The sequence below is a fragment of the Martinezella rhizogenes genome (assembly GCF_027460065.1).
Taxonomy (GTDB): domain Bacteria; phylum Pseudomonadota; class Alphaproteobacteria; order Rhizobiales; family Rhizobiaceae; genus Agrobacterium; species Agrobacterium rhizogenes_C.
In genome coordinates, this window is the sequence record NZ_JAPYZZ010000007.1 from 79,811 (window position 1) to 104,302 (window position 24,492).

Annotated in this window: 26 protein-coding genes; 6 read left to right on the top strand and 20 right to left on the bottom strand. The window is 58.7% G+C overall.

The window, feature by feature from the left end:
* Positions 1 to 60: 60 nt before the first annotated feature.
* Positions 61 to 1,350, top strand: a complete 1,290-nt coding sequence (gene gltA / locus O8B93_RS12725) for a citrate synthase (protein ID WP_003502585.1) — start codon at positions 61 to 63, stop codon at positions 1,348 to 1,350.
* Between the two features lie 78 nt (positions 1,351 to 1,428).
* Here the strand turns inward: gltA and O8B93_RS12730 are convergent, their stop codons facing one another.
* From O8B93_RS12730 to O8B93_RS12820, 19 genes are all read right to left on the bottom strand, one after another.
* On the bottom strand, positions 1,429 to 2,163 hold the full coding sequence (locus O8B93_RS12730) for an amino acid ABC transporter ATP-binding protein (protein ID WP_269710376.1): 735 nt from the start codon (positions 2,161 to 2,163) through the stop codon (positions 1,429 to 1,431).
* A complete protein-coding gene (locus O8B93_RS12735; RefSeq protein ID WP_010971583.1) occupies positions 2,141 to 2,800 on the bottom strand; it encodes an amino acid ABC transporter permease in 660 nt (219 codons plus the stop codon). The genes O8B93_RS12730 and O8B93_RS12735 overlap by 23 nt, the downstream gene beginning before the upstream one ends.
* The gene (locus tag O8B93_RS12740) at positions 2,797 to 3,468 is read right to left on the bottom strand and encodes an amino acid ABC transporter permease (RefSeq protein WP_269710377.1); all 672 of its coding nucleotides are present in this window, start codon (positions 3,466 to 3,468) and stop codon (positions 2,797 to 2,799) included. The genes O8B93_RS12735 and O8B93_RS12740 overlap by 4 nt, the downstream gene beginning before the upstream one ends.
* Positions 3,469 to 3,548: 80 nt before the next feature.
* The gene (locus tag O8B93_RS12745; protein ID WP_269710378.1) at positions 3,549 to 4,334 is read right to left on the bottom strand and encodes a transporter substrate-binding domain-containing protein; all 786 of its coding nucleotides are present in this window, start codon (positions 4,332 to 4,334) and stop codon (positions 3,549 to 3,551) included.
* A gap of 6 nt (positions 4,335 to 4,340) precedes the next feature.
* Entirely contained in the window at positions 4,341 to 5,051 is a 711-nt protein-coding gene (locus tag O8B93_RS12750) for a GntR family transcriptional regulator (protein WP_269710379.1), read from the bottom strand.
* 192 nt (positions 5,052 to 5,243) lie between these two features.
* On the bottom strand, positions 5,244 to 6,428 hold the full coding sequence (lpxB, locus tag O8B93_RS12755) for a lipid-A-disaccharide synthase (protein WP_269710380.1): 1,185 nt from the start codon (positions 6,426 to 6,428) through the stop codon (positions 5,244 to 5,246).
* A complete protein-coding gene (locus O8B93_RS12760; RefSeq protein WP_269710381.1) occupies positions 6,425 to 7,306 on the bottom strand; it encodes an LpxI family protein in 882 nt (293 codons plus the stop codon). Before O8B93_RS12760 ends, lpxB begins: the two co-directional genes overlap by 4 nt.
* A 3-nt stretch (positions 7,307 to 7,309) precedes the next feature.
* Positions 7,310 to 8,125 carry an acyl-ACP--UDP-N-acetylglucosamine O-acyltransferase gene (lpxA, locus tag O8B93_RS12765; protein ID WP_269710382.1) on the bottom strand — a complete coding sequence of 272 codons (816 nt, stop codon included), beginning with the start codon at positions 8,123 to 8,125 and terminating at the stop codon, positions 7,310 to 7,312.
* Positions 8,122 to 8,589, bottom strand: coding sequence for a 3-hydroxyacyl-ACP dehydratase FabZ (gene fabZ / locus O8B93_RS12770; protein WP_080809102.1), 468 nt, complete (start codon positions 8,587 to 8,589; stop codon positions 8,122 to 8,124). The genes lpxA and fabZ overlap by 4 nt, the downstream gene beginning before the upstream one ends.
* Entirely contained in the window at positions 8,582 to 9,649 is a 1,068-nt protein-coding gene (gene lpxD, locus O8B93_RS12775) for a UDP-3-O-(3-hydroxymyristoyl)glucosamine N-acyltransferase (RefSeq protein WP_269710383.1), read from the bottom strand. Before lpxD ends, fabZ begins: the two co-directional genes overlap by 8 nt.
* Positions 9,650 to 9,698: 49 nt before the next feature.
* Positions 9,699 to 12,023 (bottom strand): outer membrane protein assembly factor BamA, encoded by a 2,325-nt coding sequence (bamA, locus tag O8B93_RS12780; protein ID WP_269710384.1) that lies wholly within the window; start codon positions 12,021 to 12,023, stop codon positions 9,699 to 9,701.
* Between the two features lie 199 nt (positions 12,024 to 12,222).
* Entirely contained in the window at positions 12,223 to 13,344 is a 1,122-nt protein-coding gene (gene rseP / locus O8B93_RS12785) for an RIP metalloprotease RseP (RefSeq protein WP_269710649.1), read from the bottom strand.
* A gap of 49 nt (positions 13,345 to 13,393) precedes the next feature.
* On the bottom strand, positions 13,394 to 14,227 hold the full coding sequence (locus O8B93_RS12790) for a phosphatidate cytidylyltransferase (protein ID WP_174008323.1): 834 nt from the start codon (positions 14,225 to 14,227) through the stop codon (positions 13,394 to 13,396).
* Positions 14,227 to 14,970, bottom strand: a complete 744-nt coding sequence (locus O8B93_RS12795) for an isoprenyl transferase (protein WP_269710385.1) — start codon at positions 14,968 to 14,970, stop codon at positions 14,227 to 14,229. Before O8B93_RS12795 ends, O8B93_RS12790 begins: the two co-directional genes overlap by 1 nt.
* Before the next feature lie 64 nt (positions 14,971 to 15,034).
* The gene (gene frr, locus O8B93_RS12800; RefSeq protein WP_006312543.1) at positions 15,035 to 15,592 is read right to left on the bottom strand and encodes a ribosome recycling factor; all 558 of its coding nucleotides are present in this window, start codon (positions 15,590 to 15,592) and stop codon (positions 15,035 to 15,037) included.
* A gap of 66 nt (positions 15,593 to 15,658) precedes the next feature.
* Positions 15,659 to 16,381: a UMP kinase gene (gene pyrH, locus O8B93_RS12805; protein ID WP_003502561.1), complete on the bottom strand. Its 723-nt coding sequence runs from the start codon at positions 16,379 to 16,381 to the stop codon at positions 15,659 to 15,661.
* Between the two features lie 97 nt (positions 16,382 to 16,478).
* On the bottom strand, positions 16,479 to 17,405 hold the full coding sequence (gene tsf / locus O8B93_RS12810) for a translation elongation factor Ts (protein WP_269710386.1): 927 nt from the start codon (positions 17,403 to 17,405) through the stop codon (positions 16,479 to 16,481).
* 359 nt (positions 17,406 to 17,764) lie between these two features.
* The gene (rpsB, locus tag O8B93_RS12815) at positions 17,765 to 18,532 is read right to left on the bottom strand and encodes a 30S ribosomal protein S2 (RefSeq protein ID WP_269710387.1); all 768 of its coding nucleotides are present in this window, start codon (positions 18,530 to 18,532) and stop codon (positions 17,765 to 17,767) included.
* 192 nt (positions 18,533 to 18,724) lie between these two features.
* Positions 18,725 to 19,567, bottom strand: coding sequence for a cell envelope integrity EipB family protein (locus O8B93_RS12820; protein WP_269710388.1), 843 nt, complete (start codon positions 19,565 to 19,567; stop codon positions 18,725 to 18,727).
* Positions 19,568 to 19,683: 116 nt separating this feature from the next.
* On the opposite strand from O8B93_RS12820, the gene O8B93_RS12825 reads away from it, so the two are divergent.
* Genes O8B93_RS12825 through O8B93_RS12840 form a run of 4 tightly spaced genes read left to right on the top strand, consistent with a single transcriptional unit; the run spans position 19,684 to position 22,537 of the window.
* The gene (locus O8B93_RS12825) at positions 19,684 to 20,154 is read left to right on the top strand and encodes a RidA family protein (protein WP_269710389.1); all 471 of its coding nucleotides are present in this window, start codon (positions 19,684 to 19,686) and stop codon (positions 20,152 to 20,154) included.
* Positions 20,151 to 20,891, top strand: a complete 741-nt coding sequence (locus tag O8B93_RS12830; protein ID WP_269710390.1) for a glycerophosphodiester phosphodiesterase — start codon at positions 20,151 to 20,153, stop codon at positions 20,889 to 20,891. The genes O8B93_RS12825 and O8B93_RS12830 overlap by 4 nt, the downstream gene beginning before the upstream one ends.
* Positions 20,888 to 22,087 carry a GNAT family N-acetyltransferase gene (locus O8B93_RS12835; protein WP_269710391.1) on the top strand — a complete coding sequence of 400 codons (1,200 nt, stop codon included), beginning with the start codon at positions 20,888 to 20,890 and terminating at the stop codon, positions 22,085 to 22,087. Before O8B93_RS12830 ends, O8B93_RS12835 begins: the two co-directional genes overlap by 4 nt.
* 21 nt (positions 22,088 to 22,108) lie before the next feature.
* Complete coding sequence (locus tag O8B93_RS12840) at positions 22,109 to 22,537, top strand: HIT family protein (protein ID WP_269710392.1); 429 nt, start codon at positions 22,109 to 22,111, stop codon at positions 22,535 to 22,537.
* A gap of 122 nt (positions 22,538 to 22,659) precedes the next feature.
* On the opposite strand, the gene O8B93_RS12845 is transcribed toward O8B93_RS12840, so the two are convergent.
* Positions 22,660 to 23,514 carry an urea carboxylase-associated family protein gene (locus O8B93_RS12845; protein WP_269710393.1) on the bottom strand — a complete coding sequence of 285 codons (855 nt, stop codon included), beginning with the start codon at positions 23,512 to 23,514 and terminating at the stop codon, positions 22,660 to 22,662.
* 110 nt (positions 23,515 to 23,624) lie between these two features.
* Here O8B93_RS12845 and O8B93_RS12850 point away from each other — a divergent pair, with 110 nt between their 5' ends.
* The gene (locus O8B93_RS12850) at positions 23,625 to 24,491 is read left to right on the top strand and encodes a LysR family transcriptional regulator (protein WP_269710394.1); all 867 of its coding nucleotides are present in this window, start codon (positions 23,625 to 23,627) and stop codon (positions 24,489 to 24,491) included.
* Position 24,492: the final 1 nt, after the last annotated feature.

A 24,492-nucleotide genomic window follows, 5' to 3' on the forward strand; every position in this document is an offset into this window, starting at 1 on the left:
AGACGCTTAACCGCGAGGCGTGTCTCAACGCCTCCACCCGCATGTTCTCGGAGGATCAGTATGACGGAAAAAAGCGCTACAGTGACACTTGGCGAAAAGCAGGTGGAACTCCCGGTTAGGGAAGGCACGATTGGACCGAGCGTCGTCGACATCGCCACGCTCTACAAGCACACGGGCTCCTTCACCTACGACCCGGGTTTCACGTCGACGGCCTCCTGCGAATCCAAGATCACCTATATCGACGGTGACGAGGGCGTTCTCCTGCATCGTGGTTTCCCCATCGAGCAGCTGGCTGAACAGGGCGACTTCCTGGAAACCTGCTACCTGCTGCTTTACGGCGAACTGCCGACGGCTGCACAGAAGAAGGATTTCGACACCCGCGTCACGCGCCACACCATGGTGCACGAGCAGATGAGCCGCTTCTTCACCGGCTATCGTCGCGATGCGCATCCGATGGCCGTCATGTGCGGCACGGTCGGCGCTCTCTCGGCCTTCTATCACGACTCGACCGACATCACCGATCCGCACCAGCGCATGGTCGCTTCGCTGCGCATGATCGCGAAGATGCCGACGATCGCCGCCATGGCCTACAAGTACCATATCGGCCAGCCCTTCGTTTACCCAAAGAACGATCTGGATTACGCCTCCAACTTCCTGCACATGTGCTTTGCCGTGCCGTGCGAGGACTACAAGGTGGATCCGGTTCTGGCCCGCGCCATGGACCGCATCTTCATCCTGCATGCCGATCACGAGCAGAACGCCTCCACCTCCACGGTGCGTCTTGCCGGTTCGTCGGGTGCAAATCCGTTCGCCTGTATTGCGGCTGGCATCGCCTGCCTCTGGGGTCCGGCTCACGGCGGCGCCAATGAAGCGGCGCTCAACATGCTCAACGAAATCGGCACGGTTGACCGTATTCCGGAATATATCGCCCGCGCCAAGGACAAGAACGATCCGTTCCGCCTGATGGGCTTTGGCCACCGCGTCTACAAGAACTACGACCCGCGCGCCAAGATCATGCAGAAGACGATGTACGAAGTGCTGGAAGCCACCGGCAATTCCGACGATCCGATCATGCAGGTCGCGCTGGAACTGGAAAAGATCGCCCTTTCTGACCCCTACTTCGTCGAAAAGAAGCTTTACCCGAATGTCGACTTCTATTCGGGCATCACGCTGAAGGCGCTCGGCTTCCCCACGACCATGTTCACCGTTCTCTTCGCTCTCGCCCGCACCGTCGGCTGGATCGCGCAGTGGAACGAAATGATCGAAGATCCGCAGCAGCGTATCGGCCGTCCGCGCCAGCTCTACACAGGCGCCGGCAAGCGCGATTACGTTCCGGTTTCCAAGCGTTAAGCCGCGAAACCAACTAAGATCAAAGGCCGGCAGGTTTTCACCCGCCGGCCTTTTTGTTGGGCGTCTCCGGGATATTTCTCAGTGGCGCGCAGCAACGCCGAGAAACTGCTTCAGTTCTGGCGTGACGGGATTGGAGAACACCTCCTCAGGCGGGCCGATTTCATGCACCCTGCCCTCATGCATGAAAACGACGCGGGAGCAGACGTCGCGGGCAAATTTCATTTCATGCGTTACCATCAGCAGCGTCATGCCTTCGCCGGCAAGTTCACGCACCACCGCCAGCACTTCAGAAACCAACTCGGGATCGAGCGCCGAGGTGATCTCGTCGCAGAGGATCGCGATAGGCTGCATGGCGAGCGCGCGGGCAATGGCGACGCGCTGCTGCTGGCCACCGGACAATTCATCGGGATAGGCATCGAACTTATGCGCTAGCCCGACCCGCTCCAGCATCTTGCGGGCAACGGCTTCCGCTTCCGGTTTCGGTGTCTTCTTCACCACCGTCTGAGACAGCATGACGTTGCCGCCGACGGTCTGGTGCGGAAAGAGGTTGAACTGCTGGAAGATCATGCCGACCTTCAGCCGCAAAGCTTTCAGATGCAGATCATCGTCGAGAAGCTGCGCGCCGGCGACTGATATGGAACCGGCCGAAATCGTCTCCAGCCCGTTGATGCAGCGAAGCAGGGTCGATTTTCCCGATCCGCTCTTGCCGATGATGGCGATGACCTCGCCGGGCTCCACATCGAGGTTGATGCCTTTCAGAACCTCGTTGCTGCCATAGCTTTTACGGACTTCAGTGATTTCGATGAGCGACATTGAGCTTCCTTTCGAGGATCTGGCTGCTCTTCGACAGAGGCCAGCACAGCGCGAAATAGATGAGGGCGACGAGGCCATAAACGGTGAAGGGCTGGAAGGTGGCGTTGGTGACGACCGTGCCGGCCTTGGACAGTTCCACGAAGCCGATGATCGAGGTTACCGCCGTTCCCTTGATGACCTGCACGAAGAAACCGACGGTTGGCGGAATGGCCACCCGCATGGCCTGCGGCAGGATGACGTAGCGCATCTGTTGCAGGCGGCCCATGGCAAGGCTTGCCGATGCCTCCCATTGGCCCTTCGCGACAGATTCGACGCAGCCGCGCCAGATTTCGGTGAGAAATGCAGCCGCCCACAGGATCAGCGTCAGGCCCGCCGCCAGCCAGGCCGGCACATCGATGCCGACGAGGCCGAGGCCGAAAAAGGCGATGAAAAGCTGCATCAAAAGCGGCGTTCCCTGAAAAAGCTCTACATAATAGCGCGCGAAAACCCGCATCGATTTTTTTCGGGAAATGCGCATGAACAGCAGAAGCAGCGCCACGAGACCGCCGCCGGCAAAGGAAACGAGCGACAGCAGAACGGTCCAGCGCGTCGCAAGCAGCAGGTTTCTGAGAATATCCCAGGTGGAGAATTCGATCATCGGACACTCCTGCGCGGAAAGATGAGGTTGCCGCCCATGACAAGCACCTGCCTCAACAGAATGGCCAGCACAAGATAGATGACGGTGGAGACCATGTAGGCTTCGAAGGCGCGGAAGGTGCGCGACTGGATGAAATTGGCCGCGAAGGTCAGGTCCTCGGCGGCGATCTGCGATACGACAGACGAGCCGAGCATGACGATCACCACCTGCGACGAAAGCGCTGGCCAGATGCGTTGCAGGGAGGGAACCAGCACCACATGCCGGAAGGTCTCGAAACGAGTCATGGCAAGGCTTGCCCCCGCCTCAAATTGCCCCTTGGGCGTCGCCTGAATGCCGGCGCGGATGATCTCGCAGCTATAAGCACCGAGATTGACCACCATGGCAATGTTGGCCGCGCTCAGTTCCGACAGTTGCAGGCCAAGCGACGGCAGGCCGAAGAAGATAAAAAACAATTGTATGAGAAATGGCGTATTGCGAATGAGCTCCACATAGGTCGCGACCGGCGGCCGCAGCCATTTGGGCCCGAGCGCGCGCACCCAGGCGCAGAATATGCCGAGAGCTATGCCAAGAATGCCGCCGATGGCAATCAATTCCAGCGTGATGGCAATGCCCTTGGCGATCTGCGGGTAATAATCGACAAGCCATCCAAAATCGAATGTGTATTTCACCCGATATTTCCTTTCGGGGAGGACAAACCATGCGCCGGGCGGGGATCAGACAGGACCGGCGCATGGATTTGCCGGGTTGGTCAGAGATCCTTCGGAAGGTCGGTTTTCAGCCACTTCTGCGCGATCGTGTTCAGCGAACCATCGGTCTTTGCAGTCGCGATGATGGCGTTGACCTTTTCCAGCAGCGCCGGCTGTTCCTTGTTCAGGCCGATATAGCAGGGGGAATTCTTGATCAGGAATTTCAGCTCGGGGCGCTTCGGCGGGTTCTTGGCCAGAATGGCGGCGGCCACGACATTGCCCGTGGCCACGGCTTCCACCTGGCCGGCGAGGAACGCAGAGATGGTGCCGTTATTGTCCTCATAACGCTTGATGGTGGTGTCGGCCGGAGCGACCTTGGTCAGTTCCAGATCCTCGACAGCGCCACGGGTGACGCCGATGGTCTTGCCCGAGAGATCTTCCGCCTTGGTGACAGTAACCGAGTCCGGTGCAAAGACGCCGTTGAAGAACGGCGCATAGGCGGTGGAGAAGTCGATGACCTTTTCACGGTCCGGGTTCTTGCCGAGGCTCGAGATGACGAGATCGACCTTGTTGGTCTGCAGATAGGGAACGCGGTTGGCGCTGGTGACCGGCACCAGCTCGACCTTCACGCCAAGCTTCTCGCCGATGAGATTGGCAACGTCGATATCGTAACCCTGCGGCGCCATATCCGTGCCGACGCTGCCGAAGGGCGGGAAATCCTGCGGGACCGCAACACGGATCGTACCGCGCGAGGAAATATCGCTAAGCGCATCGGCAAAGGCTGCGGGCGAGAAACCAAGCGTTGCGGAAACAGCGGCGATGGCGAGCAATGAACGTCTGGACAACATGGGAGACTACTCCTTGGGGCTTGAGAAAAGGGGCTGCAATGAAAGGGAGTTGCGAAGCTCATAAAGCGGGTCCGGTCTGCGGGTGAGATCGAGACCAGTTTCGACTTCGTCGAGATGGCGGATGGCGAGTTCGGCGGCAGCATGGAAATCGGCCGCTTTGATCGCCTCGAAGATGCGGCAATGTCCGTCATGCGATTGTTGTGCATGGAAATCGGACTGATAGAGCATGGAGATGAGGATGGTTCTGGCCGTCAGGTCACGCAGCGCTTCGACGATGATGTCGTTTCCGGCGATTTCGGCGATGCGGATGTGAAAATCACCCATCAGGCAGGTCAGGCGCTGTCGATCACCTTTGGCAATCGCCGCCTTCTCCTCATCGAGATGATCGGCAAGCATGGCAATGCCTTGCGCGCTCACAGTGGAAAGATTGCGCAGAAGCCCATATTCGATGATGCGGCGCGCCTCATAGACCTTGATGGATTCTTCAGCGGAAGGCTCCACCACGAACCAGCCGCGACGTGGGCTGACAGTGACGATGCCGCGCGTCTCAAGCCGCATCATCGCCTCGCGAATGCGCGTCCGCGACACGCTGAAAAGGCTGGCGAGCTGGTTCTCGCTGAGCCGGGTTCCCGGACGGATGCGCGCGGAAAGAATACCTGAGATGATGGCGTCTTCTACCGCGCTCTGGGCGCTTTCGGATGTATGGCTATCTTGCATACAAGATTGAAAGCAAGAGCCGTGCCAGACGAAAATTTAGCGGTTCTCGGCCGCCTGATGATCAGTTGCTTGCCGCCCTAACAATCAAATGCGCTAAAACAGAGCCCTCGCCTGCCTTGATCGGCGGCAGGTGGAACTGAGCGTTACCTGTCCGCGAACCGCGATTACGCCGCTCGGACAGGACAAATATGATCAGGCTGAGCGGCTATTTTTGGTCTTCAGGACATCGAGAAGAATGGCTGCGCCGGTTTCGCCGGGAGGGATTTCCGTATGCAGACGCTGCTGCACCAGCGCGTAACCTTCCAGCATCGCCCGCCGTTCGGTGGTATCGGAAGACAGGCGCTCGGCCCAGCGCAGCATCGAGCCTGATCGCACCACCTCGTTGAAATATTCCGGTATGATGGCGTAATCGGCAATCAGATTCGGCAAAGCGCCCGTCCAGGTCTTCACCCGCTTGCTCAGCATGGTGAAAATCCAGTCGGTCTTATAGACCGAGATGGTCGGCACGCCGGCAAGCGCCAGTTCGAGAATGACGGTGCCGGAAGCGGCAATGGCCGCATCGGCCTTAGCAAAGGCGTTCCACTTGAAGGCAGAGTCGATGCCGATCTCGGGCCGGATATTGTCCGGCCACGCCGCTGCCATTTCGCGAATGCGATGTTCCTGCCGTGGTACGGTGGGAAGCAGGAACCGGGTGGGGCCGTTGCGCTGCACGAAGGCCTTCGCCGCTTCCTGAAACGGCTCCATCAACCGTGTCGTCTCAGTGGAGCGCGAGCCCGGCAGCAGAAGGATGGTCTTCGGATGGCCTTGCTCCGGAAGAGGCCGCTCTGCTCGCTTCTGCCGCACCGCGAGCACTTCGGGATCGACACTGAGCCGGTGGCCGACGAATGTAGTCGGCGGGCCGCCAAGACGCCGCATGGCCTCGGGCTCGAAAGGCAGCAGGGCCAGAACGTGGTCGACATAGGACAACATCGCCGTGGCGCGATACTCCTTCCACGCCCACACGCTCGGGCAGACATAATTGACAACCGGCAGCTGCGGCAATTGCTTGCGGACTTTTTTCGCGACGCGATGGGTGAAGTCCGGGCTGTCGATGATCAGCAGAATGTCCGGCTTTGCGGCCACGATGGCCGCGGCGGTCTGGTTGATCCGCGCAATGAGTTTCGGCAGCTTCTTGAAAACCTGCGTGAAGCCCATGATGGAGAGTTCGGAATAGTCGAACAGAGACTTAAGTCCCTGCGCCTTCAGCGCTTCGCCGCCAACGCCTACCAGTTCGACAGAACCTGCATATCGGGCTTTGAGCGATCGGATCAGATCCGCGCCTAAGAGATCGCCGGATACTTCGCCAGCGATTACCGCCACTTTTAATGCCGCCGTCATCCGATCATGTCTCCGCCCACCATGTCGCCACCCAGTGACGTATCGATGCCGCAAACGAATATGCCCGCCTCGTCGGCTGCTTTCAACATCGCGTCACGATCGAGCACCAGCGCCCGCCCGGCTTCGACGGCAATGCCCGCCAGCCCGGCTCTTTTCGCATTTTCCACGGTCTCGATGCCGATGGTCGGCAGATCGGCGCGTATATCCTGCTGGGGCTTGCAGAGCTTGACTAGCACGCCTTTACGGCGGGGCGATATGCGCCCTTCACCACGCAGAGCGGCGACACGCGCCAGCATGGCATCCGTACCCTCGACACCTTCCAGCGCCACGATGCGGCCACCGACGGAGACCGCCCCCTGCCCGACATCGAGCTTGCCGAGCGCAAGTGCCGCCTCAGCCGCCTTGCGAATATCCTTAAAATCCTCTTCGGCAGGTTTTTGCCCCCCAAAAGACCCCGTGGTTGCCAGAAGGCCGGGCGCAATTTCATGCGCGCCGATGACTTTTGCGCCGAGCGTACTGATGATCTGGATCACCATCTGCAGAACGGCGTCATCACCGCCAGAGAGCAGCGTTTTGACGATGGAAGGCAACTTGAGCAGGATGCCCGCAGTGGGACGGATTTCCCGCCATTCCGGCCGCCGTGCGACGGCGCCGGACAAGACGACACGGTCTACCTGGTTTTCTCTCAGTAGACGGCCAAGACCCGCGACATCCCCGACACTGATGACGGCATTGTCGAAACCGCTCCAGTCGAAACGGGAATCATCGCGCAAGCGCACGATGAAGGGGTTTTCGCCCATCTCCCGGGCGGCGGCTGCCACATAAAGCGGCAACTGGCCGCTGCCGGCCACGATGGCGAGACGCCTACCGCCTGCCACGGCTCACTTGCCCCGGTTAGGCGACGAAATTGCGCGGTCGCTGCCCGCACCGATGAAATCGATGATTTCGAGCGCCTGCGGGCAATCCAGATAGTCGTCACGCTCGATAGCCGCCGCGTTGCCGCGGATCGTGCCTTCGGCCTCGAAAATCGCCTTGTACACGCGCCTGACCTTGTGGATATCCGCGCGCTCGATGCCGGCACGCGTCATACCGACGACATTCAGGCCACCGAGAATACCGGGATTGCCGTTCAGCATGCCATAGGGAATGACGTCGTAATTGACCGCCGACAGTCCGCCGATGAAAGCCTGACGGCCGATGCGGGTGAACTGGTGCACGGCGCAACCACCGCCCAGAATAGCGCGGTCCTCTATGGTGACATGGCCAGCCAGCATCACATTGTTTGACAGGATGATGTGGCTACCGAGCTGGCAATCATGCGCAACATGCGAATTGGCCAGGAAGAGATTATCATCGCCGACAATAGTCTTACCGCCGCCATCGGAACTTCCGGCATTCATCGTCACGCCTTCGCGCATGATGCAGCGTTCACCGATTTCGAGCGTCGTTTCCGAACCATCGTGGCGAACCGCCTGCGGCGTGCCGCCGATGACCGCCATGGAATGAATGATCGATCCGCGGCCGATCGTCGTCAAGCCGGACACTACGGCATGGTTATGCAGCCGGACCTCATCATGCAACGTGACTTTCGCACCGACATAGCTGAGCGCACCGATGACGACGTTCTCACCGACAACCGCACCGTCTTCTATGACGGCCGTCGGGTGAATTCTGGCCGACGCCGCGATCGTGCTCATTGCTGATCCTCGGGGATCATCATAGCACCGACATCAGCTTCCGCCACAAGCGCGCCGTCCACCTTCGCTTCGCAGTGGAACTTAAACACATTGCCGCGCTGACGCTGCTTGGTGACATGGATTTCGAGACGGTCACCGGGTACCACAGGCTTGCGGAAACGCGCATTGTCAATGGTCATGAAGTAGACCAGATGACCGCCTTCGCCCTGGCTGCGAGCGCATATCGCACCTGCCGTCTGTGCCATGGCTTCAACGATCAGAACGCCCGGCATGATCGGGCGATCAGGGAAATGGCCAGTGAAATGCGGCTCGTTAACCGTCACATTCTTGATGCCGATCGCTGAATTATTACCATCGATCTCGATGATCTTGTCGATCAGCAGGAACGGGTAACGATGCGGCAGAAGTTTCATAACTTCCAGGATGTCGGCCGTGCCAAGCGTCGCCTTCGTTTCGTCAGCCATTGTTTTTCTCTCCTGTTTTTTTATCACGCTCATCGACGCGCGCCAGAATATCGGCCATATCGCGCAGGAAATGCTTCATCGGACGCGCCGGTATTCCGCCGTAACGGGCGCCAGCCGGAACATCGGAAACCACACCGCTCATCGCGGCGATCTGCACACCGTCGCCAATGGTGATATGACCATTGATGCCCGTCGCGCCGCCAATCATCACACCATCACCAATGCGGGTACTGCCGGCAATACCGACCCCACTGACGATGCCGCAATGACGGCCGATGCGAACGTTGTGACCGATCTGCACCTGATTGTCGATCTTGGTGCCTTCACCAATAACGGTGTCATCCATCGTGCCGCGATCGATCGTCGTATTGGCGCCGACCTCCACATTGTCCTGAATGATGACCCGGCCGATCTGCACGATTTTCAGCATGCCGCGCGGACCCGGCGCATAACCGAAACCATCCTGGCCGATGCGTGCGCCGTTGTGGATGATGACATTATTGCCAAGCAGCGCCGCCAGAATGCTCGCTCCACCGGCAATCGAGCAATCGCGGCCGATCTGGACATCGGAGCCGATAACGACACCAGGGCCAATGCGCGTGCCCGCACCGATATGAACACGGGCGCCGATCACGGCCAGCGGTTCCACTATGACACCCGCCTCCAGCTTTGCCGACGGATCGACATAGGCTGCCGGGGAAATTTCCGCTCCCATCGTAGCAACAAGCGAGGGCCGCATGGCGGAAGGATGTAGCAAAGCGCCAACCTGCGCAAACAGCGTGTGCGGGGTCTTCGATATCAATGCGGGAATGTGTGAGGGAATCAGGTTCTTCAGGGCCGCGTCACAAATGACAGCACCGGCCTCGCACGTCAGTAGCTCCTCGCCGCTCTTTCGCGAGAGAATGTAACAGAGCTGATCCGGTTTTGCCCGGTAGACCGGTGCAACGGACCTGATAATCCGCTCGCCTGCCGCGTCATCAGACAGTTCCGCCCCAAAACGGTCTGCGATATCTTTCAATCGCAGTCCCTCGTGGGGCGGAAAAAATGCGTTGTATTCCATCAGCCGGAAACTCCAGAACGTTCAAAGTTGCAGTTCTGGACTGCCGATATCAGAAAGTGTTGGACATGCCAAACCGGAAACGCTGTTCCTCGTCGTAGTCTTCCTTGGCAATCGGCACGGCGTAGTCGACACGGATCGGACCGAAGGGCGAAGCCCACATCACGCCGATACCCGCGGATGCACGGATGGAGTTGTCATCCTTGACGGTCTGCGACGTAGAGACCTTGTTGCCATACATCGTACCGGCATCGACGAAGCCGGCAAGACGAAGGCCGAAGTCCTCAGGAATACCAGGCATCGGAGCCGTGACTTCCGCAGACGCTGCGAAGTAGGTTGTACCCCCGATGGAGTCCGAACCGATGCGCGGGCCGATACCATCGTTCTTGAAGCCGCGAACCTGTCGGCCGCCGAACTTGAACTGATCGAAAACGAGCAAATTGTCGCCTGTCGGCATGACATGACCCGCCTGACCCGTGAGCGAACCGATGATGTCGTATTCGTCGGACAGCGTGTAGTAATACCGTGCCTTGGCATAAATCTTGTAGTATTCGGAATCGCCGCCGAGACCTGCAAATTCGTTCGTCAACGCAGCCTGCCAGCCTTCACGCGGCATGTTGCGATCATCGAGCGTGTTGTAGTTCAGCGTGTTCGAAAGGATGGACTGGGTCCAGTCACCACCCTTGATCAGAGCCTGATAAGGTTCGGCAAGATTGGAATTGCTCTGCCAATCACCCTTACCGTCGTAGTTGATCTGCTTATAGGTGTACTTGAACGTCGTCGACAGGTTTTCGGTGATCGGCGCCGTTACGCGCAGCGCGAAGCCCTGTTCGTCGTAGTTGTAGTAGTCTTCGCTCTTGCTCTGGTTCTTGAACAGGTCGAAACCTGCAGCCAGACGGTAGCCGAGGAAATAGGGCTCGGTGAAGGACAGCGAGTAGGTACGCGCATCGTCTTCACCCGCACCGGCTGCAACACGGATGTACTGACCGCGACCAAGGAAGTTCTTTTCTTCGACAGATGCCTCGAGCAGCACGCCGTCGTTCTGCGAGTAACCCGCGCCGATACCGAACGAACCCGTCGACTGATCTTCAACGTCAACCACGATCACGACGCGGTCAGGCGCACTGCCGCCGGCGGTCGAGATATTGACCTTGGAGAAATAACCGAGAGCTTCGAGGCGGCGCTTTGCAGCGGTGATGATCGTCTGGTTGAACGCATCGCCTTCGGAAATATCGAATTCACGACGGATGACGTAATCACGCGTACGGGTGTTGCCACGGATTTCGATACGCTCGACGTAAGCGCGCTCGCCCTGATCGACGATATAGGTCACGCCGATGGTGTTGCCAGCCATGTCGCGGTCGCCGCGCGGCGTAACACGGGCGAAGGGATAACCTTCACCGGCAACGCGCTTGGAAATCGCTTCCATGCTCTGCTGGACTTCCTTGGCGCTGTAGCTTGCACCCTGGCGGGTTTCCACCAGGCCCTGCAGTTCAGAACCGTCGACGCCGGGAACGGTCGATTCGACCGCGACGCCGCCGAAGTTGTAACGCTGACCTTCATCAACCGTGATGGTGATGTTGTATTCGTTCTTGGATTCGTCAAGCACAGCCTCGGAACCCACGACCCGGAAGTCGGCGTAACCGCGATTGTAATAGAACTGGCGCAGCGACTCTTCGTCGGCGCGCAGCTTGTCCTCGTTATAAACGTCCTTACGCGTCAGGAACGACAGCATGTTGGACTTCTTGGTATTGATGACAGCGGCCAGACGACCGTCGCTGTAGGAATTGTTGCCGACGAAATCGATGCGACCGATCTTCGTGCGCTCGCCTTCGTTGATGACGAAAGCAATGTTCACACGGCCCTGGCCAACGGAAACGGTCTGCGTGGTGATTTCCACGTCGCTGCGACCGATGGCGGCATAGGCTTCCTTAAGGCGGGCAATATCCGCCGTCACGATTGCCTGGTTGAAGGGGCCCATCGGCTGGGTCTGCACGATGCCAGCGAGCTTGTCGTCCTTGATCTTGCGGTTACCGTTGAAGACAACCTGGTTGACAAGCTGGTTCTCATTGACCGTCACGACCAGCGTGCTGCCGGAAACGCGCATGGAGACATTCGAGAAGTAACCGGTGGCGTAAAGACGCTTCACCGATTCATCGATATCGGAATTGGAAAAGTTCTTACCCGGCGCAATGGTGATGTTGGAGCGCACGGAGTCCGCACCGGACCGTTCAGCCCCGCGAACATCAATCTTGCTGATGACGGCTGCATTTGCAACGCCAGCAGAGGCAAGCACGCCAAGGCCCGCAACCGAAGAAACACCGGCAGACAGAGCAACCGCCGACACAGCGTTCAAAAATCTTGAACCAGCCTTCATTTCAATTCTTACCTTTTTACGTTGTCCCTCAGCGGGCGGAACCCGACTCCGGCCATGTGCGTCGTTTTACCTGCTTTTCCCCTACAAGCAAGCGTGAACGTTAAATTCTGTTTACTTCGTGCTCCAGAGTGGCTCATTCGCCACTTCGGCATAAAAACACGGTAAACAAACAACTAACAAAACCGTTAAAACACAATCCTCAGCCGATCAAGCTGCTGATATCATTCCATGTTGCAAAAACCATAAGACCCAAAATCATCATCATCCCGATACGGAACGCGACTTCCTGCGCGCCTGCGCCAAGCGGCCTGCCACGGATGGCCTCGATGGCATAGAATACCAGATGGCCACCGTCCAGCACCGGGACGGGCATAAGGTTGAGAAGGCCGATCGAGACGGAGAGAACGGCGGCGAGCTGGATAACGGCGGAAATGCCGAGCGTCGCCATCTGGCCGGATGCCTGCGCCACACGCACCGGGCCACCCAGCTGATCGGCATTCATGCGGCCGGTTACGAGATTGCCGATATAGTTGAAAGTGCCGGTGATGACGTGGCCGGTTTCGCGCACGCCCTCAACCACCGCCTCGGACGGCGAATATTCGATATGACGGAAATTGCCGCTGGTCTGGTCGGTGACGATGCCGATGATGCCCATTTCCAGCTTGTTGCCGAACTGATCCGTGGTTTCGGTACGGGTCGGAACCATCGGCAGCTTAAGCTCCTCGCCTGCCCTTTCGACGGTTACCGTAATCGGCGTGCCCGGCCGGATGCCGACATAACGGCGGACATCCTCGAAGGTCATCACTTTTTCGCCATCGATCGCAACCAGCCGGTCGCCGGGCTTTACGCCGGCGGTAGCGGCGGCGCTGTTTTCACGCACCTCCGCCACGACAGGATCAGCGATCATCCGGCCGTAGATGCCGAAAAGCACCGCAAAAATGAGAATTGCGAGAATGAAATTGGCGATCGGACCGGCGGCAACCGTGGCCGCCCTTTTCCACAGCTTTGCGCCGGAAAGCGTCTGCGCCCTCTCCTCCAGCGACATATGCGACAGGCCGGAACTATCCGGCTTGCTCGCCGCATCTTCGTCGCCGAAGAACTTGACGTAGCCACCAAGCGGAATTGCGGAAATCTTCCATCGCGTGCCGCGCTTGTCGGTGAAACCGATCAGCTCCGGGCCAAAGCCGATGGAGAAAGCGGTGGAGCGGATGCCGCACCAGCGACCGACAAGGTAATGCCCCATCTCATGAACGAAAACGAGCAGGGAAAGCACCAGGATAAAGGGCACGATATAGCCGGTCAGAAAGCCCGTCGCCGCCATTATTGTGTTCATGACAATCTGCCTTTTATGTCGTGACCTTTCGCGCCGCCTAGAAACCCGGCAACAGACCGCCGCCCGACCCGGGCACGTCTCCGGTTGCCGCCGCATGCACGAAAGCTATGAGGAATACCGTAAAGCAGGCGAAAACAAGACCGTCAACACGGTCCATGAAGCCGCCATGGCCCGGAATGAGATGGCTGGAATCCTTGACCTGGAAACGGCGTTTCACGAAGGATTCGAAGAGGTCGCCGATCTGGCTGAACACTGAAAGTACAAGCGCGAGCCCCAGCACCAGCAGGCTGATCCTGCCGTGATAGGCCATGGAGACCGCAGCGCCGCCGATCACCGCCGCCACCGCGCCACCAATGGCACCGGACCAGGTCTTGCCGGGCGAAATAGAAGGCGCAAGTTTCGGCCCGCCAATGGCGCGTCCAACGAAATAAGCCAGGATATCCGTCGACCAGACGACGGCGAAAATAAACAGGATGGAAGCAAAGCCGGCCAGTTCGTCACCGCGGATAGCCGCCAGCGATATGCCGCTCAGGCCCGCATAAAAAATGCCGCCCACCAGCCACCAGTTCTTGCCGCGCAAAACCGGAAACAGCGCCGCAGTCAGCGTGAAGCCGGATAAAAGTGGCAGATCGAGCGAGGATTCGCCGAAGATCGTATTGCCGGCGATGACGGCAACCGCAAACCAGCCCCAGGCATTGCCGGTCGAGTTGGTCTCCGACATCCGGGTAATCGTCGACCACTCATAATAGATGAGGATCGCCAGAAGACCCGCAACGATGCGGAACAGAATGCCGCCATACCAAGTCGCGGCCAGAATGACCGCGGCCATGACGATTGCGGACACGATCCGCAGTCTGAGTTCACGGCTCATCAGGCGCCTGCCACGGCAACCTGCTCGGCCAGAGCACCGAAGCGGCGGTCACGCGTTGCATATTGCTCGATTGCGGAGAAGAACCGCTGACGGTCGAAGTCGGGCCAATATTCGGGCACGAACAGGAATTCGGAATAGGCTGCCTGCCAGAGCAGGAAGTTCGACAGGCGTTCCTCGCCGCTGGTGCGGATGATGAGATCCGGATCCGGCATCCCTGATGTATCGAGCCTCGCCGAAATCGTGTCAGGCGTAATGGCGTCAGCGCTGAGCCGGCCTTCCGCAACATCACGGGCGATTGACGCTGTCGCGCGGGCAATCTCGTCACGACTGCCGTAATTAAAGGCGATCACCAGCGTCAGCTTGGTATTACCAACCGTCATCTGCTCCGCCTCTTCGAGGAGAGAGCGTATATCGGTCTTCAGCCCCTGCCGGTCGCCGATGATCCGCACGCGGACATTTTCGCGATGCAGTTCCGCAAGGTCGCGACGGATGAAGGCCTTCAGAAGGCCCATCAGATCGCTCACCTCGGATTCCGGTCTGCGCCAGTTTTCGGAGGAGAAAGCAAACAGCGTGAGATAGCTGATACCGCAGTCGCCTGCCGCACGCACAGTCTCGCGCACGGCCTCAACCCCACGGCGATGCCCCATCACGCGTGGAAGTCCGCGCTGCTTTGCCCAGCGGCCATTGCCATCCATGATGATGGCGACGTGCTCGGGTATGGAGGAACGTGTCGTCGTCGGCATATCGATCCAGTAACAGGCAGCGCGGAATTAAAACGAATAAAATACAGGTCTATCGCGAGCGATATCAGACCTGCATGATTTCCTTTTCCTTCTCGGCAAGCAAGCGGTCAATTTCCGAAATCGTGTCGTCGGTCATTTTCTGCACCTTTTCCGACTGTCCACGGCTTTCGTCCTGACCGATATCGCCGTCTTTTTCGGCTTTTTTCAGACCATCCATACCGTCTCGGCGCACATGGCGAATCGCCACTTTTGCTTTTTCGGAATATTCGTGGGCCACCTTGACGAGCGATTTGCGGCGCTCTTCGTTGAGTTCAGGCAGCGGAATTCTGAGGTTCTGGCCGTCCACGATCGGATTGAGGCCGAGATTGGATTCGCGTATCGCGCGGTCGACAGCATTGACCATCGACTTGTCCCAGATGTTGACGCCGAGCATGCGCGGCTCCGGAACGGTGATGTTCGCAACCTGGTTGAGCGGAACACGCGAGCCATAGGCATCGATGGTCACCGGGTCGAGAATATTGGCCGAAGCCCGGCCGGTGCGCAGCGATGCGATATCGCTCTTGAATGCATTGATGGCACCATCCATGCGGCGCTTGATATCGTTGAGGTCAATACCACTCATCTTGATACTCCATCTCTATCGGCCAAGCCGGCCGGAATCCGCCCCGGAGGCGACGTCGTTTTTTGATTATTTGTCGTGCACGATGGTCTTGCGACCACCGCCGGTCAATATCTGCGCGAAACCGCCCTTCTCATGGATCGAGAAAACGATGATCGGAATGTGGTTTTCGCGAGCGAGGGCAACAGCGGCGATATCCATGACTGCCAGCCCCTTGCCGAGCACTTCGCTGTGCGTCAGTTCGTCGAAACGGGTGGCTGTCGGATCCTTCTTCGGATCGGCGGAATAGATGCCATCCACCTGGGTACCCTTGAAGATCGCCTCGGCGCCCATTTCGGCGGCACGAAGCGCTGCAGCGGAATCGGTGGTGAAGAACGGGTTGCCCGTGCCGCCGGCAAAAATCACCACGCGACCCTGGGCCAGATGATGAAGTGCAGCGCGCTGCGAGAAGCTTTCACAGATTTCAGGCATCGCGATTGCGGAGAGAACGACGGTGTCGATGCTGAGCTTGCGCAGGGAGGTTGCGAGCGCCAGCGCGTTGATGACCGTTGCCAGCATGCCCATATGGTCGCCGGTGACCCGGTCCCCACCCTTGGATGCCACAGCCACGCCGCGGAAAATATTGCCGCCGCCGACGACGACGCCGACCTCGACGCCCATTGCCCTGGCCTCGGCTATATCGGAGGCGATACGGTCGGCCACCGCCACATCGATACCGAAACCCTGATCGCCCATGAGGGCTTCACCGGAAGCCTTGAGAAGAACACGTTTGTAGATCGGCTTGGAAGACATCATGACTCCTCGGAAATGTAACCGAAACGCGGATACACGAAGGGCACCGCGTTGTCACGCGATGCCCTCCCGTTTTCCCAAGATTGGGTAAATATAATCAGCCCTTGGCGACTGCGGCGACTTCTGCTGCGAAATCGCTTTCTTCCTTCTCGACGCCTTCGCCGAGCAGCAGACGAACCATGCCCGTCACTTCGATGGCAGCGCCGGCTTCCTTTTCGGCTGCCTTAACGGCGTCGCCGACAGTGATGTCGGGGTTGATGACGAAAGCCTGCGACAGAAGGGCGACTTCTTCGAAGAACTTGCGCATGCGGCCATCAACCATCTTTTCGATGATGGCTTCCGGCTTGCCGGATTCGCGAGCCTGTTCGATGAAGACGTTGCGTTCGCGTTCCGCAACAGCAGCGTCAACTTCTTCAGCGCGGATGGCGAGCGGGTTGGTTGCAGCGATGTGCATGGCAACCTGACGGCCGATGGAGTTCAGAACGGCCTTGTCGCCTTCCGACTTCAGGGCAACGAGAACGCCGAGCTTGCCGATGCCGTCGCCGGCAGCGTTGTGGACGTAGGTCGCAACAACACCGTGCGGCACTTCGAGTGCAGCCGAGCGGCGCAGCGTCATGTTTTCACCGATCGTGGCGATGGCGTCCTTGATGCTGTCGGAAACGTTCTTGCCGGTCGCCGGGTAGTTGGCGGCGGAAACAGCCTCAACGGTGCCGTCGGTGGTGAGGGCAACCTGGGCGATACCGCGGATGAGGTCCTGGAACGCGTCGTTACGGGCAACGAAGTCGGTTTCAGAGTTGAGCTCGACAACAACAGCCTTGTGACCCATGGTGGCAACGCCGATCAGACCTTCGGCAGCCGTGCGGCCGGACTTCTTGTCGGCCTTTGCGATGCCCTTGGCGCGCAGCCAGTCGATTGCCGCTTCCATGTCGCCATTGGTTTCAGCAAGAGCCTTCTTGCAGTCCATCATGCCTGCGCCAGACTTCTCGCGCAGTTCCTTCACCATTGCGGCTGTGATTTCGGTCATTGTTTGCCTCTTATCGGTTCGATCGGTCAGCCGGCGGAATTTGCCGTGCCGAAGTTCTGGGTGATGACTGTACCCGGCCGCACACCCTTTGAAACCCGGAGGTTCCGGGATGGGCATGCGCATTCCCAAGTGCTGCGGCGTCGCCATACATCGAAATGATGGGTGCCGCTCTAGTGTGACAGCGTTATGAAGACTGCCTGCCGTTCCAACCACATCGAACGCCTTCGGTTTTAAAAAAACACATGGCGGAGCGGTTAGAAACGAACAAGGCCGTCAACCCATTGAAGGTCTTTGACGGCCTTGTCATATCCTGGTCGAGGAGACGGCGATCAAGAAATCGCCGCCAGACAGGGCCTAAATCAGGCGCCAGCCTCGTCTTCGAGCGCGGGCTCGATCGGAGCTTCTTCGGCAGCGCCGATGTCGCGGCCGGAAGCGCCCTGCTGACGTGCGATACCGTCGATGGCAGCGCGGGCGATCAGGTCGCAATAAAGCGAAATGGCGCGCGATGCGTCGTCGTTACCGGGGATCGGGTAGTCGATGTGATCCGGGTCGCAGTTCGAGTCAATGATCGCAACGACCGGAATGCCAAGACGCTTGGCTTCTTCGATCGCGATCTTTTCCTTGTTGGTGTCGATGATGAACATCAGGTCCGGAACGCCGCCCATATCGCGGATACCGCCGAGAGCCTTTTCAAGCTTTTCGCGCTCGCGCTCAAGGTTCAGGCGTTCCTTCTTGGAGTAGCCGGAAGCTTCCGAGTTCAGGATTTCGTCAACCTTGCGCAGACGCTGGATAGAGTTCGAGATGGTCTTCCAGTTGGTCATCATGCCGCCGAGCCAGCGGGAGTTGACGTAATACTGGGCCGAACGCTTTGCGCTGTCGGCGATGATTTCCGACGCCTGGCGCTTGGTGCCAACGAACAGAACGCGGCCGCCACGGGCAACGGTGTCGGACACGACCTGAAGGGCGCGCGACAGCATCGGAACGGTCTGGGCCAGATCGATGATGTGGATGTTGTTACGGTCGCCGAAGATGTACGGCTTCATCTTCGGGTTCCAGCGGTGCGTCTGGTGGCCAAAGTGAACACCAGCTTCGAGAAGCTGGCGCATAGAAAAATCGGGCAATGCCATGCCTTGTTACTCCTTTTCCGGTTTAACCCCCGCGAAGCGAACAGCACCGATTTTCATCGATACCACCGGGCGGAACGGACCGGATTTCTCCCGGAACATCCCAAGCTTCGCGTGTGGAATGGTGAGCCGCATACAGTCGCCTGCATGAAAATGCAAGCATTTATGCGAAAAAATCGCTCAAATAGCCGCGTTTCAGCGGACTGGCTTGCTTTCGCAGGTTTCGGGCTTGAGAATATCAAGTTTCGCAAGCTTCCCCGTCAGAACGAAATCGCCGTAATCCATCGTCAGATCGCGGGTGATTCCGTTTTCGTAAAGCTTGAACGACATGCGGTAGATCGGAAGGGCGTCGGTGCCGGTCTTGTCGTTGTAATAAGCGATGGTCACCGGCCAGAAAGCGGCCTTGGCGAATTCGCCAGCCTTGCCGGCGTCGGCATCTCCATCCTTCGGCATCTGCGACTTGCCGACAAGCGTGGACGTGATCAGGCTTTCATCACCGTCATCCGAACCATCGAAAATGCGCGATTCGAAGATGCGTTTTCCCTGTTTCGCATGCTCGATGACCTGGAACATGTGCTGCGTCGGGAATTCGCTGGCGACGAGACTGACTTGACGGGCATCCGGCCGGGTCAGATCAACCTTCACGCCATCGGTGCCGTCAATTGCAGCCCCCTGCACTTCCTTGTCCAGCTTGTCGTCGGTGTAGGACTTGGTTTCGAAGGTGAATTTCTTGGCAGCCAGGTCCTCGAAGGTCTTGGTCTGCTGGTCGGTCATGCGAACCGCATCGCCGGTGTTGATCTGCGTCACGAAACGGAAATCCGTCTTGTAACCCTGACAGGCCGAGCCGGTGAATTCATAAACCATGCGGCCGGTCATGCCCTCGATGCCGGAGCGGTCCGACGCATCTTTAAGTTCGAGATCGTAGACGGCGCGATGGGCGACGAGATCAGGAACCGCGATGGGCAAGGCATTGGCAGCGTTTGACAGGCCGGTCATAAGCCCTGTTGCGGCAACGAAGCCAAGCGTCCTGACAAACATGCAATATCTCCTGTTGGACTCGCTGCTCATATTGTACAAGCAACCGCCCGGCTTTTGGATCAACATCTTCTGAATGCCGGATTCTTGAAGGATTTACAACAAAACCGGAGACGAAAATGTCTGACGTCATCGAAGGCCGCCTCAAGGAACTTGGCTTTACGCTTCCAGTCGCGGCAGCACCAGCCGCAAACTACGTTCCGTTCACCATCAGCGGCAATCTTCTCTATGTATCAGGTCAACTGCCGATGGAATCGGGCAAGATTGCGGTGACGGGCCTTGTTGGCCGCGATGTCGACGTTGCAAGCGCCCAGCGCGCGGCCGAATTATGCGCCGTCAACATTCTCGCACAGGTCAAGGCCGCATTGAATGGCGACCTCTCGAAAATCCGCCGCGTCGTCAAGCTGAACGGCTTCGTTGCCTCCGTTCCGGAGTTCGTGGAGCAGCATCTCGTCATCAACGGCGCTTCCAATCTTATTGCCACTGTTCTCGGTGAACCCGGCAGACATGCCCGTGCCGCCGTCGGCATGGCCTGCCTGCCCTTCAATGCGTCAGTCGAAATCGACGCCATCGTGGAAATCGACGTATGACGCTCAAGCTTTCCTGGCTGACGGCGCAACCCGTCGCCCATCGCGGTTATCATGATCTCAACAAGGCGGTCTGGGAAAACACGATTTCCGCCTTTTCCCGCGCCATTGAGGCCGGTTTCGCCATCGAATGCGACGTGCAGCTGGCCGCCGACAGCGTGCCGGTGGTTTTCCATGACCACGATCTGGAAAGGCTGGCCGGCATCAAGGGTGATGTGCGTGAACGCACGTCGGCGGAACTGGCGATGCTCTCCGTTGGACAGACCAAGGACCGCGTCCCCACCCTCAAGCAGCTTCTGACACTCTGCGCCGGCAAGGTGCCGCTCGTCATCGAGCTGAAAGGCCGTGAAGGCGAAGGCGTCGACGATGGTTTTGCCGAGGCGGTGCTGGAAGACCTCGAGGGCTACAAGGGCCATGTGGCGCTGATGAGCTTCGATCATCATCTGCTGAAGGACCTGAAGGCCGCAGGCTCACCCTGGCCGCTCGGGCTGACGGCGGAAGGCGACAAGCCGGAAGACTTCTTTAGGCATGACGAAGCGATGCAGCTGGGACTCGATTTCATCTCCTATCATTGGGGTCATCTGCCCAACAGCTTCATCGAGGCGCAAAGAAAACTCGGGCTTCCAGTGATTACCTGGACGGTAAGGGATGAAAATGCGCGCGCGACTACCTATAAATATGCGGACCAGATGACATTCGAAGGTTTCGACCCGAGAGAGAACCCATCCGCCACGGCATGACAGACGATTATTCCATACGCGTTGCGCAATCCTTCACGGATATCGCTCCGGAAAGCTGGAACCAGCTTTCCGGAGTTTCACGCGACACGTTAGAAAAATATTACAACCCCTTTATTTCCCATGCATTTTTATCCTCCATGGAAGATTCCGGCTCGGCGACGGCAAAGACCGGCTGGCTTGGACATCACATGCTGCTGGAAGATGCCGTGGGAACGCTCGTCGGCGCCGTGCCGGCCTATCTGAAGAACCACAGTCAGGGCGAATATGTCTTCGACCACGGCTGGGCGGACGCTTTTGAACGGGCCGGCGGCCATTATTATCCAAAGCTGCAATGTTCGGTTCCCTTCACGCCTGCGACCGGGCCGAGGCTGCTCATCTCCGAAACCGTGGACGCCAAGCGCTTCAAGCCGCTTCTGGCCTCCGGCCTGGCGCAGGTGACCGAAAAGATCGGTGTTTCCTCCGCGCATGTCACGTTTCTGGAAGAGGATGATCTGTCCGCCCTGCTCCCGCGCGATTTCCTGCATCGGACCGACCAGCAGTTTCACTTCATCAATGACGGCTATCGTGACCACGATGATTTTCTCGAAGCCCTTTCCTCGCGCAAACGCAAGGGGCTGAAAAAGGAACGCCGCGCGGCGCTGGAACATGGCATCGAAATCGACTGGCTGACCGGAAGCGATCTGACCGAGGATATCTGGGATCAGTTCTTCGCCTTCTACATGGATACCGGCAGTCGCAAATGGGGCCGGCCCTATCTGACGCGCAAGTTTTATTCGCTGATCGGCGAACGCATGGCTGATGATGTGCTGCTGGTGATGGCGAAACGCGAGGGGCGCTACATTGCCGGGGCGATCAACTTTATCGGTTCGGATGCGCTTTATGGCCGCCACTGGGGCTGCATCGAGGACCATCCCTTCCTGCATTTCGAGGTCTGTTACCATCAGGCGATCGATTTCGCGCTGGCAAAGGGATTGAAACGGGTCGAAGCCGGTGCCCAGGGTGAACACAAGCTGGCGCGTGGTTATGTGCCGGTCACGACCCATTCGGCGCATTTCATCGCCCATCCGGGCCTGCGCCGCGCCATTGCCGATTATCTTCAGCGCGAACGCGAAGAAGTCGAGCATATCGGCGATTATCTTGACGAACACACGCCCTTCCGCAAGGGCGAGAGACAGGAACACGAACCGGACGCATAGTCCGCGATGAGGAGATCACCGATGACCAGCGCCTATGACGACAACAATATCTTCGCGAAAATCCTGCGAGGCGAAATTCCCAGCCACAAGCTTTACGAAGATGAGCATACGCTGGCCTTCATGGATGTGATGCCGCAGGCCCCCGGCCATCTGCTCGTCGTTCCGAAAACGGGTTCGCGCAACCTGCTCGATGCCGACCCGGAAGTGCTGGCGAAAACCATTCCCGTGGTGCAGAAACTCGCCGTGGCCGCCAAGGAAGCGTTCGATGCGGATGGCGTCTTCATCGCCCAGTTCAACGAACCGGCAGCCGGCCAGACGGTGTTCCACCTGCATTTCCACGTCATTCCGCGCAAGGAAGGCGAACCGCTGAAGCCGCATTCCGGCGTGACGGCCGATGGCGAGGTGCTGAAGGCTCATGCGGAGAAGATCAAGGCAGCGCTCGCTTCGTAACGCTGGCTAAACAGGCAACGTCATCCTCGGCCTTGTGCCGAGGATCTAACCACGTATCGTGAAATCAATCGGTTGCAGATGCTCGGGACACGCCGAGCATGACGGAGGAGAGGTTTTCCGACCTATCGCTCCCCAGGACGGTAGGCATTCCGTTCCGGCCACGGCCAGCCCTCAAGCACCGCCATATCCGGCCGGAATATTTCCACCTTCAGCGGATAACAGGCCGCCGTGTCGCTTGAATGCGTGGCGCTGCAGTCGCCGCCGGGGCACGCGGAAAGCGCGCCGATGAGGTCGATTTCCGCGAAAAATTCCAGATAGTCGCCGGGCCGCACCGGGCTTGCCTTCATGAAGTACTGGTGTGTATCGCGGGTGAAGCCGGTGCACATGAAGACATTCAACACATCATGCACATGCGGCTCGGCCTCGCGGAATGACAGGCCTTTGGCGGAAGCGAGAGCGTTCGTCAGGTTCGAATGGCAGCAATGGTGGTAGTCCCCGCCGCTCAAGAGCTTGTTGGTATAGGGATCGCAACGGGTGCCGATCACATCATGCACACCGCCGCCATCCCCGTCGAAGCCATACCATGACAGCGTATCATGGGTGATGGTCGCCATCGGCCGAAGTGATGGCAGGTTACTCCACAACCGGTTGCCGACGGAAACATGGGTGGCATGCAGCGCGCGCGTCTTGCCGCTGAAAAAGCGCTCGTTCAGATCATGAGCATTCCAGAGGTTCAAATCTCCGACCTGCGGCCCTTCCATGCTGACGATGCGGAAAAAATGCCCTTTGGGGACAGTGAAGGTGCGGCCGTCGCGCGGGGGCACGATGACTTCATCGATCTTCTCCATGCCGTTTTTTGCCTGTTCCAGACGCGCAAGGTCCGGTACTTCAAGCGTGCCGTTCGGATAAACAACGACGGGACGGATGGCACGGCGCTCGGCGGCATCCACGGGTTCGGCAGCAGGCATGATGGTCATGAAATCCTCGGAGAAAGACGTTATCGACCTGATAATTGCGCGATGGCCACCCCGCTGACAAGACGGGTTTTTCTTGCGCTCAGCCCAAGCCTCACTTACCCTAATGGATCATGACACTGCCGCCACTTGCCACCCTTCGTGCTTTCGAATCCGCCGCCAGAAAGGCAAGTTTTGCCCTGGCCGCGCAGGAGCTCGGCATGACGGCGACCGCAGTAAGCCAGCATGTACGCAATCTGGAGGCATGGCTTGGGGTAGCGCTTTTCGAGCGCCATGCGCGCGGCGTCAGGCTTACGCCGGCCGGAAGGGAATTTGGCAACACGGTCTCCGGCAGCCTGCGGCAGATCGCTTCCGGCGCGGAACGCCTCCGCCGGGGTAACGAGCGCATGACCGTGCGCCTTGCCAGCCTGCCTTCGGTGGTGGCACATTTTCTCACCCCCCGGCTGCCCCGTTTCCGGGCCTTGCATCCCGACATACAGGTGTCGATCAGCTATTCTGGGTCACAGCATGCAAGCGCGCCAGATATCACCATCGGGCATGGGATATCCTTCGGGGAAAATGCCGTGGCCCTTTTCAGCGCCGAAACACGCCCAACCTGCGCGCCCAGCTATGTCCCCAATGCTGGTCCCTTCAGTGATGAGGCGAGCCTGTTGGGATCGGAACTGTTGCATGATGACACCGAGACTGCCTGGCGTGACTGGTTTGCGGTTGGCGATATGTCGCTGCCCTATGGTGCAGGTCCGATTTTTGCGGATTTCAATCTGCTGGTTACGGCCTTGAAGGCGGGACAAGGGATAGGCCTCTGCCCGACGGCGCTTCTTCGTGAAGAGATCGCGGAGGGCCAGCTGACCGTACTTTTCGACCGGGCCGTCGATACGGATAAATATTACTGGCTGATGGAGACGTATGATATGACCGCATCGGCGCGCCTTCTCGCAGACTGGCTGGTGGCGGAAGCGCATGGGAGCGACCTGACCTAGA